The following is a 16,913-nucleotide window of genomic DNA, read 5'->3' as shown; positions in this document are numbered from 1 at the left end:
TGTATTTTGACAGCATGAAGAGTATAATAGTGGGAATATAAAAGACGAGCAGATGATTCACACAGAGAGGAGAATGGCTATGACATATGCAGTAGTGTATAACAGTCTCACAGGAAATACGGAAATGCTGGCTGAGAGAATCCGGGAAGCATTGGGGGAAGAGGACTGCGTCTATTTCGGAGGCGTGCCGGAGGCGATTCCCGATGCAGACGTTGTGTTTGCAGGGTTTTGGACAGATAAGGGTATTTGCAGTGAAGATATCGGGGAATTTATAGAAAAGCTGGAAGGCAAAGAAATATTTTTGTTCGGGACCGCTGGATTCGGAGGTTCAAAAGAATATTTTAACCAGATACTGAACCGGGTATCGGCATTTGTACCGGAAAGTGGTATATTAAAAGGAAGTTTCATGTGTCAGGGACGGATGCAGGACAGAGTGAGGCAGCGCTACGCGGCCATGCAGGAAAAAGACCCGCAGGATGAGAAGATAAAGGCAATGCTTGATAACTTTGACAGGGCACTGTCCCATCCGGATGAAGAAGATCTGACGGCCCTGGAAGGAGAAGTCAAGAAAATATGGAAGGTATGAGTCAGGTAACACATGAATTTGAACCGGTTTTTAATCAGGATTCCAAAGTTCTGGTACTGGGGACATTTCCCTCGGTCAAGTCACGGGAGAACCAATTCTACTACGGCCATCCTCAGAACCGCTTCTGGAAGGTCATAGCAAGACTCACGGACAGTGAAGTCCCGGAAACGATAGAAGAGAAAAAGGCCTTACTCTTAGAACACGGCATCGCAGTCTGGGACGTCATCGCCAGTTGTGAGATCAAAGGCTCCAGCGACAGCAGCATCCGCAATGTCGTGCCTGCTGACTTAAACCGCATACTAAAAGAATGCAATATCAGGCGGATTTACGCCAATGGCAGAACGGCAGAAAAATTGTACGAAAAGTACAGCAAAAGCCGGACCGGAAGGGAGATAACAGGGCTTCCCTCCACGAGCCCGGCGAATGCCGCATACTCAATAGACCGGCTGATGGAAAGCTGGGGGGAGATCAGGGAATTCATAGGGGTCAGACCCCTTTGCGGTCCGTTTTCAGAAGATTCAGATTATTAGCCCTTACATGAATTTAACATGATGCTAACTATGCAGTGATAGATGTATGTTTCCGTGGTTGTTAACATATATTAGTAAAAGACTGTATTGTGTATGTTTGGTATATTGTATGCCCAAATTAAGTAGAGAGAAGTTAGTGTCTGAATGAAAAAGGAAAGTAATAAGTTAAAGGAAAATCTGGTCAACAGTGATTTCAGCGTGAAGGGTGAATGTGCGATCAGCCTGATTCTGACAAAGCTGGATATTATTAACATTGAGCTGTCCATGATTCTGGACCGCAATGTTATCCAGATGAAGACAGGGCGGATGAAGTCTTACGAGAGCACGTGCAAGAAGATGAAGAAAAAAGGACTGGAGAAGAACTTTTCGAATGCGCTTGAGAAAATCAATGACCTGATCGGTGTCAGGGCAATCTGTTCTTATGTGGATGATATCTACCGCATAGCGGAAATTTTGTCGGAACAGAAGGACGTTAAGATTGTAAAGGTTAAGGACTATATCAGAGATCCGAAATCTTCCGGTTACCGGAGTCTTCATATTATTATGGAAATCCCCATCGGGTTTCAGGGCGGAACGCAGTGGATGAAGGCAGAACTACAGCTCCGTACTGCGGCAATGGATTACTGGGCGAATCTGGATCATCAGCTGAGGTATAAAAGAGGACGCAAAGAGGCTGAAGTAATCGACGAAGAACTGAGGGCATGCTCAGATATTATAGGGACCCTTGACAGGAAAATGCTGGAAATCAGGAAGAAGATTGATAAGATATAGGAAATCATAAGGAAATCTTAACGCCCGTTTATTTGCTTTCTTTAGAAATCTGTATTATACTTGTATTTATTGACGCACCGGACGGTCACAATCGGAAGAATGTCTGGTGAAATACAGGAGAGGAGCCTGAGGGAATGGTAGAGACAGGGGTTATACATGGAAGATTCCAGATCTTTCATTTAAAGCATATGGAATATTTACTAGCCGCAAAGATGAGGTGTAAAAAACTGTTTATCGGCATCACACATTCAGACATTGTGGCATATGCGGCAACATCGGATCTGGATATGCACGGTACTACAAAAAGAGACAATCCGCTTACTTACTTCGAGCGTTTTGAAATGATACAGGGTGCTCTGGCGGATTTCGGCGTAACGAGAGAAGAATATGAGATTATCCCATTTCCGATCAGCCAGCCGGACCTGATCCCACAGTATGTTCCGAAAGGTGCCACCCACTATGTGAGCATCTGCAGTGAGTGGGATGAAGAGCAGCTCAGGATACTCGGGGATCTGGGGCTTAAGACAGAGGTACTCTGGAGAAAAAGTCCGGAAGAAAAGGGGATCACTGGGACTGATATAAGGAAATTTATCGCAGAAGAAAAAGAATGGAAACAATACGTTCCAAAGACAGTCAGTGAATATATCACAAAGAATGAGATAGAGACACGGATACGCAGCCTGAATTACTTGTACGAGTAATCTGGGAAAATAAAAGTGAAGCCGGCATATAGAGAAACCGCAGGATTTGAGGTCCCGCGGTTTCTTTTTATGTTGGCTTCTTTTGTCTGCCTTCATTTATGGAAGAATTTATGGGAGAAGGAATGCATACATGAGTATGAAGTGGCACGCGCTTCCGCCCATCACAAACAGGTGAAATATCTCATGGCTCCCGAAGTTTTTATGTTTACTATCAAAAATCGGTACCTTCAGTGCATAGATGATTCCCCCAACCGTGTATATAATCCCTCCGGCAAGCAGCCATAGAAATGCCGGCCTGGACATGTTATTCAGCAGTTGTGTAAATGCAAGTACACACGTCCATCCCATCCCGATATACAGCACAGAAGAGACCCATTTCGGACAGAATACCCAGAATGCTTTTATCAGGATACCAACGATTGCGATTCCCCAGATCACCCCAAGCAGGATTTTCCCCGATCCGGGATTGAGCACGAGCAGACAAATTGGTGTATAGCTGCCGGCAATTAAGATGAAGATCATCATGTGGTCAATCTTTTTAAGTATCGTATTTACTTTTTCTGATAAATCGAACGTATGGTAAGTGGTACTTGCTGCGTACAATAAAATCAGGCTTGCCGCGTAGATGGCAAGAGAGATAATGTAAACCCTGCCTGGTTCATGTGCAGCTTTTATCAATAGTGGAATGGCGGCAAATATTGCCATCAGCATTCCGATAAAATGTGTGATTGCGCTTCCGGGATCTTTCAGTAATTGTTTTTTGTTCATAATGATACGCCTCCTAGAAAATGAAAACCTTGCATGTAGTTTTAAAAACTACGTTTAGTATATGCATATATTACAACGATTATAACTAAATTGCAAGTACTTCCTTTGAAGAACAAAGGATTTTTCGTGTTAAAAATTGCCAAAAAACTTCAATTCACAATTTTTGCAATGTATACAACAACTCTGCCAATTGGATTTTTTCAGGGAAGATTTATAATAAACTCAACAAGTAAAGAACAGGCACAAAAGGAACTAAAAAAGCCTCAGAATGGGACGAAAAAGGAGAACAATATTATGGAAATGACATTGAGATGGTACGGTTCAAAATTCGACACGGTAACACTGAAACAGATCAGACAAATCCCGGGAGTAACCGGAGTGATCACAACATTGTATGATACAGCACCGGGCGAAGTCTGGAGCAGGGTACGCATCCGCGCAATGAAAGATGAGGTAGAGGCAGCAGGACTTCATGTTGCAGGAATCGAGAGTGTGAATGTACACGATGCGATCAAGACAGGGGCAGCTGACCGCGACCAGTATATTGACAATTATATCGAAACACTACAGAACTTGGGTGAAGAAGATATCCACCTTGTATGCTATAATTTCATGCCGGTATTTGACTGGACACGTACAGAACTCGCAAGAGTGAGACCGGACGGATCTACTGTTCTTGCATACACACAGGAGGCAGTCGACGCGCTCGACCCTGAGAAAATGTTTGACTCCATTGCAGGGGATATGAACGGAACTGTGATGCCGGGATGGGAGCCGGAGCGTATGGCCCATGTAAAAGACCTTTTTGCAATGTACAAAGACATCGACGATGATAAACTGTTTGAAAACCTGAAGTATTTCCTCGAAAGAATCATGCCGGTATGTGATAAATATGATATCAACATGGCAATCCACCCGGATGATCCTGCATGGAGCGTTTTTGGACTCCCACGTATCATTATTAACAAGACAAACATCCACCGCATGATGAATATGGTAGATAACCCGCACAATGGTGTGACGTTCTGTTCAGGTTCTTACGGAACAAACCTGCAGAATGATCTTCCGGACATGATCCGTTCACTGAAAGGGAGAATTCATTTTGCACATGTCCGCAACCTGAAATTTAACAGCCCGACCGATTTCGAAGAGGCGGCACATCTGTCAAGCGACGGAACATTCGACATGTATGAGATCATGAAAGCACTGTATGAGATCGGATTTACCGGACCGATCAGGCCAGACCACGGACGTATGATCTGGGATGAAGTGGCAATGCCGGGATATGGACTGTATGACAGGGCATTAGGGGCAGCTTATCTGAATGGATTATGGGAAGCAATTGAGAAAGGAGCAAGATAGTTATGAAATTAAATGAAAAAGGTCTTGAAAATAAAGCACAGTGGGAAGCAGCAGGGTTTCAGCTTCCAAAGTTTGACCGAGAGGCTGTAAAGGCGGCTACAAAAGAAAATCCTTTCTGGATTCACTTCGGGGCAGGCAATATCTTCCGCGCATTTCAGGCAAATGTAGTGCAGAACCTGCTGAATGAAGGGGCGCTCGACAGAGGTCTGGTTGTGGCAGAGGGATTTGACTATGAGATCATTGAGAAAATGAACCGCCCTCATGATGATTATTCCATTCTTGTAACCCTGAAAGCGGACGGAAGTGTAGAAAAAACAGTCGTAGGAAGTGTCATGGAATCCTGCATTCTGGATTCAGAAAATGATGCAGAATTCGGACGCTTAAGAGAGATCTTCAGCAAAGATTCCCTCCAGATGGCAACTTTTACAATCACGGAGAAGGGATACAGTCTCGTTAACGGAAAAGGCGAACTTCTTCCGGCAGTGGAGGCAGATTTCAATAATGGCCCGGAGAAGCCGGCTAGCTATATCGGTAAAGTTGCATCCCTTTTATATACACGTTACAAAAACGGCGGGAAGCCGATCGCTATGGTGAGTATGGATAACTGTTCACACAACGGGGATAAGCTGTACGCCGCAGTGAATACTTTTGCGGAAAAGTGGACCGCTAATTCGCTTACAGACGCAGGATTCCTTCAATATGTCAATACAAAAGAGAAAGTAACGTTCCCGTGGACCATGATCGACAAGATCACACCGCGCCCGGATGCCTCCGTAGAGGAAATCCTGAAAAAGGACGGCGTAGAGGAACTGGAAGCTGTTGTTACATCTAAAAACACATATGTTGCACCATTTGTAAATGCAGAGGAATGTGAATATCTTGTCATCGAGGATGCTTTCCCGAACGGACGTCCTGAGCTGGAAAAGGGCGGTCTGATGTTCACGGAACGTGAGACAGTAGACAAAGTTGAGAAAATGAAAGTCTGCACATGCTTGAATCCGCTCCATACTGCACTTGCTGTATTCGGATGTGTACTCGGATATGATCTGATTTCGAAAGAAATGAAAGATGATACACTGAAAAAACTGGTTGAGGGCATCGGATATACAGAAGGACTGCCTGTTGTTATTAATCCGGGTGTTCTGGATCCAAAAGAATTTATTGATACTGTAATCAATGTGCGTATCCCGAATCCGTTTATGCCTGACACACCGCAGAGAATTGCAACAGATACTTCACAGAAGCTTGCAATCCGTTATGGGGAGACAATCAAAGCGTATGAGGCATCCCCTGAACGAAATACAGGTGACCTAAAACTGATTCCCCTTGTATTTGCAGGATGGCTGCGCTATCTGATGGCAGTAGATGATAACGGAAATACATTCGAATTAAGCCCTGACCCGCTTCTGGATACGGTATGCCCGTATGTCGCAGGGTTCAGACTTGGTGAAGATGCTGACGTTGAGTCTGCACTGAAGCCGGTTCTGGAAAATGAGAAGATCTTTGGCGTGAACTTATTCGAAACCGGCATGGCTGATAAAGTCTGCGGATACTTCCGCGAAATGATTGCCGGAACAGGGGCAGTGCGCGGGGTGTTGAATAAATACGTGAAATAAGGACCGTAACTTACAGTTTGTATGGCATGGTAAGAAGGAGAAATTAAGATGAACGAAGTATTAGAGCAGATCAAGAGAATCGGAATTGTACCTGTAGCCGTACTGGAGGATGCAAAAGATGCTGTGCATCTTGTACAGAAGTAATCAGACACCGGAAAAGATGGAATGAGGCTGTCACTTTAAGTGGCAGCTTTATTCAAAGGAACAGCGATTGTATGAAGGAGGGATTGGATGCAGAAAAAAGAGTTTGACCTGTTAGCACTCGGCGAGATACTGCTGAGACTATCACCGCCGGATAATGAACGGATTGTCAGGGGGGATGCCTTTCAGAAGCAGGTAGGGGGCGCGGAACTCAATGTCGCTTCCGGGGTATCTCTGCTTGGCCTGAGATCCGGTATTATTTCAAGGATACCGGATACGAGCATCGGCATTTTCGCAAAAAATAAAATCAGGTTCAGCGGGGTCAGCGATGATTATCTCGTTTATGACACCGGCAGGGACGCCAGACTTGGTGTCTACTACTATGAGAACGGCGCTTACCCGAGAAAGCCGGGAGTCGTATACGACAGACAGCACTCGTCAATGACCCGCATTACGGCTGATGAATTTCCAGAAGAAATCTACGAGGCGGCACGCTGTTTCCACACATCCGGGATTACACTGGCACTTAGCGGACCGTGCCGTAAGACCGGCGTGGAAATGATCAAACGTTTTAAAGAACACGGGACACTGATCTCCTTTGATGTGAATTTCAGGGGAAACCTGTGGACAGGTGAGGAAGCAAGAGAATGTATCGAAGGCATACTGCCATATGTAGATATCTTCTTCTGCTCGGAAGATACTGCAAGACTGACATTCGGCAAGGAAGGGGATGTCAAAACGATCATGAAGAGTTTTGCGCGGGACTACCCGATATCAGTCATTGCATCCACTCAAAGAACAGTCCACAGTCCAAAAGTCCACAGCTTTACATCTGTAATCTATGACGCAGGGAAAGACCGTTACTATGAGGAGGAGCCATACAAAAATATCGAGGTGGTGGACCGGATCGGAAGCGGGGATGCTTATGTATCCGGTGTGCTCTACGGCCTTCTGTCGGAGAATGGGGACTGTGAAAAGGCATTGAAGTATGGAAATGCCAGCAGTGCGGTGAAAAACACGATACCGGGAGACATGCCGTCTCTGACATGTACCGAGATTCAGGATATTATTGATGATCATGAAAATACAGGTTACCACAGTGAGATGAAGAGATAATTATATAAGAAGAAATGGAGAACAGTTATGAAAAAATTCATGGATGACGATTTTCTGTTATCAACAGAAACAGCAAAGAAACTTTATCATGAGTATGCAGAAGTAATGCCGGTTCTGGATTACCACTGCCATATCAGCCCGCAGGAGATCTATGAGGACAGGAAGTTCGAAAATATTACGCAGGCATGGCTGGAGGCGGACCATTACAAATGGCGCCAGATGCGCTCGAACGGGGTAGAGGAGAAGTACATCACCGGAGATGCATCAGACCGTGAGAAGTTCCAGAAATGGGCGGAAACACTGGAAATGGCAATCGGAAACCCCCTCTATCACTGGAGCCATCTGGAACTGAAGAAATACTTTGGATATACGGGATATTTGAACAGCGAGACAGCAGAGGAAGTCTGGAATCTGTGTAATGAAAAACTTGCGCAGGACGATATGACTGCCCGCAATCTGATCAGACAGTCTGATGTTACACTGATCTGTACGACGGATGATCCGGCTGATTCTCTCGAATGGCATCAGAAGATCGCTTCAGATGAGAGCTTTGATGTGCAGGTACTTCCGGCATGGCGTCCGGATAAGGCAATGAATCTGGAAAAACCAGACTACGAGGAATATCTGAAAAAATTAAGTGAAGTAAGCGGTGTGGAAATTAACAGCTTCAAAGCACTGACAGATGCATTGAAAAAGAGACTGGATTTCTTTGAGGAAAACGGATGCAGAATATCGGACCACAGCCTGGAATATGTAATGTACGCTCCGGCATCTGACGAGGAAATCGAAGCAATTTTTGCAAAAAGACTGGCAGGGGAAGCGGTTAGCCGCCAGGAAGAACTGAAATTCAAAACGGCCTTTATGACTGTAATGGGGAAAGAATATAATAAAAAGAACTGGGTTATGCAGATACACTACGGAGTAAAGCGTGACAACAACAGAAGGGTATTCGAATCCCTGGGACCGGATGCAGGAATTGACTGTATTAATAATTATGCACCGTCCGCTGAAATGGCAGATTATCTGAATGCCCTTGCCAAGACGGATGAACTTCCGAAGACAGTCCTCTATTCTCTGAACCCGACAGATAATGCATCTATCGGTACAATCATCGGATGCTTCCAGAATTCTTCAGCAGTCGGAAAGATTCAGCAGGGAAGTGCATGGTGGTTTAATGATAACAAAACAGGAATGACAGAGCAGATGATCTCTCTGGCTAATCTGGGCCTTCTTGGAAACTTCATAGGAATGCTGACAGATTCCAGAAGCTTTTTATCTTACACAAGGCATGAATACTTCAGAAGGATCATGTGTGAGCTGATCGGGGGCTGGGTAGAAAACGGAGAGTATCCGGAGGACTATACAGCACTGGAGAAGATTGTAAAGGGAATATCCTATCGCAATGCAGTGAGATATTTCGGGTTTGACTTAAAGGTCTAAAAAATAAAGAAAGCTACAGAGACCGCAAACGGATAGAACATTTGCGGTCTCAATAAAGTATGAAATATTAATCATATATTAAAACTATTTATAACCTTAAAAAATTCATGTATGTTTGAGCCTTTTACGCCTAATTTACTCCAATCATAAACAGTAGAAGTTTTTATTTCATATTGTTTTTTGTTAATTGAGAAGCTGTTAATAACAAAGCAAAATTCATCTTTTAGTAAGGATAACATTAGGTTATAAGAATTTCCGTTTGTATTAAGAACATTATAAACTTTTTTGTCTGCCTTGAATTCATCAACACTTTTATATCCTAATTCCTTGACAATATATTGTGCGGCATTTTGTCCTTTATATTTTCGTATATGCAAACATGCAAGATATTCAAAATCAGGATAATTGACAATTAGAAAATGTGGTATTCTTCTGTTTCGGTTTTGCAGTATACAGTATTCTAACAGCTCTCGCAGCTTTTTCTTCTCGCCATCTTCCGCTATTGCCCGGTCTCCATCAATAATTATAAACTTTGCTAAACAATTTGTGGTACCATCAGTTTTAACTTGCTCCCCCAAATTACTATAACCACCACCCTTCATATTCAAAGGTTTCAGGGCGATAGATAGTCTTTTTTGTCGACGCATTTCATCTATATAATTATATTCTGTATCTCCTTCACAAAAAACTTTGAAGTTCTTTTTTATCTCACGTGTTTTTCTACTCAATAGCCGTACCCCCTAAAATACCCTTCATGTAAAATTCGTATATTTTAGTAGTTTCATATCGTATTTCCGGAAAATCTGCTAATGAATATAATTCTGATTCTAAAGTTTCAATATCTTTTGTGATAAAATAGATTTGTTCTTTCATATAATTTTTTAAATCAAGATGTAAAACATTGTGCGTAGTAAAAACAAATTGTCCAGAGTGATTCTTCCCACAAATAAAAGAAATTACTCTGTCAGACAAAACAGGATTTAACACTCTATCCATTTCATCTGCAAAGACAGTCTTATTTTCATATACTACTTTAAAAATCTGAACAGCCCATGCAAAATATTCACGGACACCGCTTGAATCTTGTACAAGTTCTCTGGTAAAAGTACTGCCGTCTTTTTTTCGCCTTACTATAATTGTTTTTGAAAACGGTTTTTCTTCATCCACTTTGAAACTGATAATACTATGGTCAACCATCCTAAAAATATCTAAATACCTTGAATCGTGTAATATTCGCAAATCATCATCTTCGTTTTTCATAGATTTATAGATATCATAATTTATAATATTAGTCTCTGGGCACAAGTAATTTTTTATCCAGTCTGTAAAAGTAATAGTATGTTCGTTGCCTAACATTGCCAGCTTAGTTATAGTTAATCCGATCAGTTTTTCTTTATTGGCCGCTTTTTCCAGAGATTTCTCTATTTCGTTTTCAGACCCCGGTACATCTAAAAGATATACAGTATTAGCTTTGGTAAGGCACTTATTACTATTTGTACATTCATTTTCATTATTACATTCTATCGTGTAGTCGCTTCTTTCCATTGAAAATATTTTTTTATATTTATTTTTCACTTTATTTTTAACATAAAATGTCTCCTTTACAATACCCATGAAATCTACTTCTAAATGATAGAGATATAAGAGATTTTCCTTGATTAAGACTTCAATTTCAAAGGATTGTAAAGTGTTATTCTTTTTAGGACAAAAATCTTGATTGTTATTCGTGTTTATAACGTTTCTATATGTTTTGGGTGTTTCGGTTTCTACAAAGAATGATTGTAAATAGGATAGACTTCTAACAAAGTTTGACTTTCCTCCGGCGTTTTCTCCAATTACTACGGCAGTTTTTAACACGTCAATTCCAGTATCTGAAGTAACATAATTATTGGGGAATCTATTTTTAACTTTTGTTTTTGGGGCCATCATTGAAAATTCCACGTTTTCTTTAAAAGACATAAAGTTTTTGAATTTATAATTAAGTATCATGGGACACCTCCTAAAAACATTTTTTTGATTTGAATTGTTACTTTTATTATTATAATACATAAAATCAGAATGGTCAAATCACTTTTTTGATTTAAATAGTATATCCATCTTTTGCGATAATATAACAAAATAGGGCGGCCTCTATTGTGGCTGCCCCATTCCAAATTACTGTTTGATTTACTTGTAGGGGAGCAGTAGTCCGCTCCCCTACAAGTCACCATTTTTTCGTATGGTCTTCTTATTTCTTGATTTTCTGTAGTTCTGAATTGATATAGGAGATAATTGCCTCCCCGTCGACTCCTTCCTTTGCGGGAAGTTTTGAACTCATTCCTTCCAAAGTCTGACTGCCCATGATTGCAAGCATGGATTTTTTCAGCTTCATGCCCATCATACTGCTGATGGAATTGACGAGTACTGAGCTTGCTTCATCATTTTTAAGGATGTCGTTCATCGTATCTTTAATGGAGAAATACGCTTCATCAAAGGTTAAAGGACGTTTCTGGGTTACGTCAACATCATCGAACCAGTTTGTTACACCTGTATCGGATTCGTCTTCAACCAGTACGTAAGGTGCATACGGCTCGGTTACTTTTTCGAAACAGGTAGTATCTGTAAGTCCGCCGGCTTTTGCTGTAATTGTTGTAAATCCGTCATTCAGGCTGACGTTTTCAAAGACAAATACATGGTCGGCCGATTTCTTTTCAACCAGTACGCCGTCTGCGAATAATTCAACTTCCGGGCTGTTACTGTATATTTTAACTGTAATCTTATCCTGTGCCCGCTTTGCATAGCGCTTGCTGCAGATATGCAGTACCGGGTTCTTGCTCCAGTATGACTGGTACAGGTAGAAGATGTCTTTCTTAACCTTGCGGTCCAGTGTGACAAGCCCCTTGTTATTCCGTCCTGCTACGCCGCCTTCATCTCTGGCGTCGCAGCCGAAGTCGAACATGTTCCAGATGTGTGTTGCCCACAGCCAGGGGCGTTCATTGATTATTTTCACCATGTGTTCATGGTACAGTGCCTGATATTCTTCGCTGTAATCACCAGCTTTAGGATCGTCATTGTGATACGTAATGATTCCTTCACAGCCATACTCCGAAATACCGAGCGCACGTCCGGGATGCATCGCGTGGAAAGCATCCAGCCATTTCTCATTGTCTGTCATTTTTCCCTGATACCATCCGAAATAATGGTTGTAGCTGAGTACGTCTGTGATCTGGTTCTGCTCGTCCTCCATAGAGAGCTGGGAAACCTGTGCCATCGTGGAAAGACGGCCCGGGTCCAGTTCATGTACAAGGCGGTTCAGGTCTTTTAAGTTTTCTGTCAGCTGAGGATTGGAGTCGCCTCCGATTGTAATCTCGTTGGAGATTCCCCAGAAACAGATGCTGGCGTGGTTATAATTCTGGAAGATCAGCTCCTTCATCTGGCTGATACAGTTTTCATGCGCTGCCGGAAGCGGGTTCATGGAAGAGATAAACGGTATCTCCGCCCAGATTACGAATCCCATTTCATCGCAGATATCATAAAAGTCCTGACTATGCTGATAATGTGCCAGACGGATTGTGTTGGCCCCGAGTTCCCGGATAAGCTGTGCATCTTCTAAATGCTCTTTGTAAGTCAGTGCGTTTCCAAGATCCAGACGGTCCTGATGACGGGATACACCGCGCAGAGGAGTGAGGACTCCATTCAGATAGAACCCTTTCTGGGGATCTACGGAAAATTCACGGAAACCATGCCTTGTGTGTACCTCGTCCAATACTTCATTATGACGCACCAATAATGCTTCTACACCGTAGAGATACGGATCTTCCACACCCTGCCACAGATGGATGTCCGTCAATGTAATTTCGGCGGCAGTATCTTTTTCGGCAGGCCTTGAGATTACCGCTGTTTCTTTTTTATCCTGGTCATAGATGGTAAAAAGAACCTGATCACTTTCTCCCGGATTTTCCACATAAGCATGCAGCGTTACTTTTGCCTGTTTTTCTCCTGTAATGGAAGAGGATACAATGAGCCCCTGTGAGCCGTAATAATCCAGATCGAAATGTGTCTCAGGCACATAAATCAGATTGACACCCCGGTACAGGCCGCCGTAGAATGTGAAGTCTGCCATCTGCGGATAGATCTGGTCCTGATGCTCGTTGTTTACCATGATGGATAATATGTTTTCCTCATCTTTCAGATAGGACGTAATATCAGCGCGGAAGAGGCTGTATCCGCCTTCGTGTTCCACTGCTTTCTGACCATTTATATAGACTTCGCAGGCAGAAGAAGCAGCCGGGACTTCCACATATACACGTGCTGCGGGTTTTCTTCCGGCTAGATCCAGTTCCTTTACATACCAGCACTTTCCCCGGTAGAAGTCGGCTTTGCCATCCTGTCCGTCATACCGGTTCCAGGAATGCGGCAGGGTAACAGTCTCCCAGCTTTCATTAAGTGTAACAGGAACATCTGTCTGCGGTTCCTTTGTAAAAAGCCAGTTTGTTTCTAATTTCATGTAATTTCGCATTTCATTTCCTCCATTTACTATTGTTAACAATTTTTATAATCTTATTTATGGCTATTCTAGCATTTCAGAACGAAAGCTGTGAGTAGAATTATTATGAAATATCGTAATATTTTTGCGCATTCCCTAATATCTACGCTGAGTAAGGCGCTACGCTTTCGCGGTATTCTTTTGGCGTCTTCTGCACATATTTTTTAAATGTTTTCGTAAAGTAGTTTACATCCGGGATACCGCAGTACTGTGCGATTGTCTGTATCTGCATATCTGTGGAATTTAGAAGGAAGACTGCATGTTCCACACGTTTCCGGCTCACGTAATCGGTCAGGGTAACTCCGGTTTCTTTCTTAAATAATGTAGAAAGGTAGCTTGCATTCACATTTAGAAGGTCGGCCTGTGTCTTGAGGCTTAAGTCTGCGGTGAGGTCAGAATCGATTCTGGTCAGAACCTTTCTAATAAGAAGAGAGTACCCCTTCATGGAATGGTTTTTAACAAGCAGGCAGTATTTTCTCACCATTTCCTGATTTAAGGCATATGCTTCCTCCGGGGAATGGATCAATTCAATCTTCTTTGCAAATTTAGAAGTAAGACTGTCAATATGGAGTGGGTGTACGGCTCCGGCTTCGGCCCCTTTCCTTAGAAGCGTTTTTAAAATGATACAGTAATTTTTCAGATTGCGGACCGGGTCGGCGATCCGGTCTTCCATTCCCTGGTTTGCCGTGTTAGAGATCATCATTTCGGCTTTATGTACAAGTCCCTGTGAAACTGCCTGTATCATCCTGTTTTCAGCGGCATACCGTTCTTCCATGATCTGCATGCTGATAAGCGGTTCCTCAGTGTCCTTAAAATCAGGTCTGGAGGCAACCGGCTCATAATCCTGCGGAAGGCTGCGCTCGATATATTCCACAGAGAAATGATCCAGACTTCCCCAGATAGTTTCCCCGAAGGTATTTACAAGGGCAAAGATTGTACTTTCGTCAGGAATCAGGGGCAGATCCGAGTAATACTTTTCCAGCTGCGGGAACAGTGAAGACGGAATGGAAAGTTTTTCGGCACAGTTCAATATAACACGGAGTGGATGTTCCACCTGTGTATACGGACCTATGATCAGACATTGGTCTCCCTCTGTCTCCGGCAGCCTGAAAAAGATATAACTGCACAGATATTCATCAGAAACGCGGTAAATGGTATTGGGCTTCGTGTCGGCCAGACGTTCATGGAATAGTCTGGAATAGTCGGATTCAGAATAGATCAGCTTTCTAAGGCCTGAGTCGAATACAGGGATGTCAGGTTCACTTGAATTTAAAATATTTGTATTCAGGTGAAAATTTCTTAAAAGTTTTCTGAAAAAAATTAATTCCGCTTCGTAATGCATAAAATTCCTCCTTATACTAACTATATTTTAACAGTTTATACGTTGCGTCAATCGTAATATTATCGCATGTTTTAGTATAATTTTTGGGGGAATTCAATATACCGTAAAAAAAAGACGGAAATTAACAAAAAAATTCCTCACTGTAAAATGAGAATTCGATTAGAATGTCCAATATAAAGAAGGAGGGAATACAATGTTAGATTATTCAATGCTGTACCCAGAGTCAACGGTATCCAGAAGAGCAGTTTCTATGGATGGAATGTGGAACTTTCAGCTGGATGAGAAAGAGGAGGGAATTGCTTCAGGATGGACGGAAGGTCTTCCCAGCCCGGACAGCATTCCCGTACCGGCCAGTTTTCAGGATTTTTATACAGAAAAGGATATCCGCGAATATGCGGGAGACTTTTGGTATGAAAAGGATATGTTTATCCCGGGAGAATGGGAAGGGAAAAAAGTTTTTGTAAGATTTGGCTGTGCTACCCACAGGGCTGAAGTTTTTGTGAACGGTGTGAAGGTTACAGAACATCTGGGTGGATTTCTTCCATTTTCTGCGGATGTTACGGACGTGGTACGCTACAATGCACAGAACAAACTGGTTGTAAAGGTAAACAATGAACTGTCTGTTACAAATATCCCCTGCGGAACAACCATTACCTTAAGTAATGGGAAGAAAATGGCAAAGCCATATTTTGATTTCTTTAATTATTCAGGACTTCAGAGGAGTGTATATCTGACAGCGGTTCCGCAGGAATACATCTTTGATATTACAACAGATTATGAACTCTGTGGTGAAGATGCAAAGGTATCCTACAGGATAGACACGACAGGAGAACATACCGTTCTGGTTACACTGTGTGATGCAGAAGGAAATGTGGCGGCATCCGCCCAGGGAAAAGAGGGCGTTCTGGATGTAAAGAATGCACATCTTTGGGAAGTGCACAATGCCTATCTTTACAGCATGATGGTGCAGATTACAGACGGTGCGGAGGTGATCGATGAATACAGGCAGGAAATTGGTATCCGCACGGTAGAAGTGAAAGATACCAGCATCCTTCTGAACGGGAAGCCGGTCTACCTCAAAGGGTTCGGTAAGCATGAGGACAGCGACATTATAGGGCGCGGATTTAACATTGGAGTAATGAAGCGTGATTTTGAGCTGATGAAATGGATTGGCGCGAATTCATTCCGAACATCCCATTACCCGTACAGTGAGGAAATCTATCAGATGGCAGACAGGGAAGGATTCCTGATTATCGACGAGGTTCCGGCGGTCGGATTGTTTGAAAGCCTGATGAATTTTATGGAAGCGAGCACGGGAAAGCAGACGGCATTCTTTGAGAAAGAGACAACGCCTGAACTTCTCAAGAATCATTTACATGCGTTAGAAGAGATGATCGCAAGAGACAAGAATCATCCAAGCGTTATCGCATGGAGCCTTCTGAATGAACCGGAATCGACGAGTGATGCCGCTGTGCCGTATTTCAAAGAAGTCTTCGACAAGGCTCACGAACTGGATGAACAGAAGCGTCCGCGCACATTCGCACTGGTCATGAATGCAGTGCCCGGAACATGTAAATGCCACCAGTTCAGCGATATCGTGGCACTCAACAGATACTATGGATGGTATGTAAAGGGCGGCCACGAGATGATGGATGCAAGAGAAATGCTGATCAAAGAACTGGAAGGCTGGAAAGCCATGAATGTGAACAAACCATTCATCTTCACGGAATATGGTGCAGATACACTTGCTTCTGAGCACAAGCTTCCATCCGTTATGTGGAGTCAGGAATATCAGGAAGAATATCTGAAAATGACCCATGATGTATTCGATTCCTTTGATTTCGTAAAAGGAGAACAGGTTTGGAATTTTGCCGACTTCCAGACGACAGAGGGAATCATGCGCGTCAATGGTAATAAGAAAGGGATCTTTACGAGACAGAGACAGCCGAAGGATGTAGCCTATAAACTGAAACAGCGCTGGGAAAGTCTCCCGGTAGATTTTAAGGGATAGTAGA

The 16,913-nt window shown here is 42.9% G+C and carries 14 protein-coding genes; 9 read left to right on the top strand and 5 right to left on the bottom strand.

The window, feature by feature from the left end; translation table 11 throughout:
- Nucleotides 1–79 precede the first annotated feature (79 nt).
- The 4 genes from bilS to ABIN22_RS14825 all read left to right on the top strand — a co-directional run bounded on the left by bilS (nt 80) and on the right by ABIN22_RS14825 (nt 2,588).
- Nucleotides 80–586, top strand: a complete 507-nt coding sequence (bilS, locus tag ABIN22_RS14840; RefSeq protein WP_346909631.1) for a flavodoxin family protein BilS — start codon at nt 80–82, stop codon at nt 584–586.
- The gene (locus ABIN22_RS14835; protein WP_346909629.1) at nt 583–1,116 is read left to right on the top strand and encodes a DNA-deoxyinosine glycosylase; all 534 of its coding nucleotides are present in this window, start codon (nt 583–585) and stop codon (nt 1,114–1,116) included. Before bilS ends, ABIN22_RS14835 begins: the two co-directional genes overlap by 4 nt.
- A 144-nt stretch (nt 1,117–1,260) precedes the next feature.
- The gene (locus tag ABIN22_RS14830) at nt 1,261–1,887 is read left to right on the top strand and encodes a GTP pyrophosphokinase (protein ID WP_109732386.1); all 627 of its coding nucleotides are present in this window, start codon (nt 1,261–1,263) and stop codon (nt 1,885–1,887) included.
- A gap of 134 nt (nt 1,888–2,021) precedes the next feature.
- Nucleotides 2,022–2,588: a nicotinate-nucleotide adenylyltransferase gene (locus ABIN22_RS14825; protein ID WP_346909627.1), complete on the top strand. Its 567-nt coding sequence runs from the start codon at nt 2,022–2,024 to the stop codon at nt 2,586–2,588.
- Between the two features lie 108 nt (nt 2,589–2,696).
- Here ABIN22_RS14825 and trhA read toward each other — a convergent pair whose 3' ends face one another.
- On the bottom strand, nt 2,697–3,356 hold the full coding sequence (gene trhA / locus ABIN22_RS14820; RefSeq protein ID WP_109732388.1) for a PAQR family membrane homeostasis protein TrhA: 660 nt from the start codon (nt 3,354–3,356) through the stop codon (nt 2,697–2,699).
- Between the two features lie 294 nt (nt 3,357–3,650).
- Here trhA and uxuA point away from each other — a divergent pair, with 294 nt between their 5' ends.
- From uxuA to uxaC, 4 genes are all read left to right on the top strand, one after another.
- Nucleotides 3,651–4,718, top strand: coding sequence for a mannonate dehydratase (gene uxuA / locus ABIN22_RS14815; protein WP_346909625.1), 1,068 nt, complete (start codon nt 3,651–3,653; stop codon nt 4,716–4,718).
- A gap of 2 nt (nt 4,719–4,720) precedes the next feature.
- Nucleotides 4,721–6,334 (top strand): mannitol dehydrogenase family protein, encoded by a 1,614-nt coding sequence (locus ABIN22_RS14810; protein ID WP_346909623.1) that lies wholly within the window; start codon nt 4,721–4,723, stop codon nt 6,332–6,334.
- A 231-nt stretch (nt 6,335–6,565) separates the two neighbouring features.
- Nucleotides 6,566–7,591, top strand: a complete 1,026-nt coding sequence (locus ABIN22_RS14805; protein WP_346909621.1) for a sugar kinase — start codon at nt 6,566–6,568, stop codon at nt 7,589–7,591.
- Nucleotides 7,592–7,618: 27 nt separating this feature from the next.
- The gene (uxaC, locus tag ABIN22_RS14800; RefSeq protein ID WP_346909619.1) at nt 7,619–9,031 is read left to right on the top strand and encodes a glucuronate isomerase; all 1,413 of its coding nucleotides are present in this window, start codon (nt 7,619–7,621) and stop codon (nt 9,029–9,031) included.
- A 71-nt stretch (nt 9,032–9,102) separates the two neighbouring features.
- Here uxaC and ABIN22_RS14795 read toward each other — a convergent pair whose 3' ends face one another.
- The 4 genes from ABIN22_RS14795 to ABIN22_RS14780 form a co-directional block, all read right to left on the bottom strand.
- Nucleotides 9,103–9,759 (bottom strand): RloB domain-containing protein, encoded by a 657-nt coding sequence (locus ABIN22_RS14795; RefSeq protein WP_346909617.1) that lies wholly within the window; start codon nt 9,757–9,759, stop codon nt 9,103–9,105.
- Nucleotides 9,752–11,020 carry an AAA family ATPase gene (locus ABIN22_RS14790; RefSeq protein WP_346909615.1) on the bottom strand — a complete coding sequence of 423 codons (1,269 nt, stop codon included), beginning with the start codon at nt 11,018–11,020 and terminating at the stop codon, nt 9,752–9,754. The genes ABIN22_RS14795 and ABIN22_RS14790 overlap by 8 nt, the downstream gene beginning before the upstream one ends.
- 238 nt (nt 11,021–11,258) lie before the next feature.
- Nucleotides 11,259–13,529 carry a glycoside hydrolase family 2 protein gene (locus tag ABIN22_RS14785; RefSeq protein WP_430517204.1) on the bottom strand — a complete coding sequence of 757 codons (2,271 nt, stop codon included), beginning with the start codon at nt 13,527–13,529 and terminating at the stop codon, nt 11,259–11,261.
- A gap of 130 nt (nt 13,530–13,659) precedes the next feature.
- The gene (locus ABIN22_RS14780; protein ID WP_109732393.1) at nt 13,660–14,898 is read right to left on the bottom strand and encodes a helix-turn-helix domain-containing protein; all 1,239 of its coding nucleotides are present in this window, start codon (nt 14,896–14,898) and stop codon (nt 13,660–13,662) included.
- Nucleotides 14,899–15,091: 193 nt separating this feature from the next.
- On the opposite strand from ABIN22_RS14780, the gene uidA reads away from it, so the two are divergent.
- Entirely contained in the window at nt 15,092–16,909 is a 1,818-nt protein-coding gene (gene uidA / locus ABIN22_RS14775; protein ID WP_346909611.1) for a beta-glucuronidase, read from the top strand.
- The last annotated feature ends 4 nt before the right edge of the window (nt 16,910–16,913 follow it).

The organism is Faecalicatena orotica (assembly GCF_905197545.1).
Lineage (GTDB): Bacteria > Bacillota > Clostridia > Lachnospirales > Lachnospiraceae > Faecalicatena_A > Faecalicatena_A orotica.
This window is presented reverse-complemented; position numbering and strand designations above follow the sequence as displayed.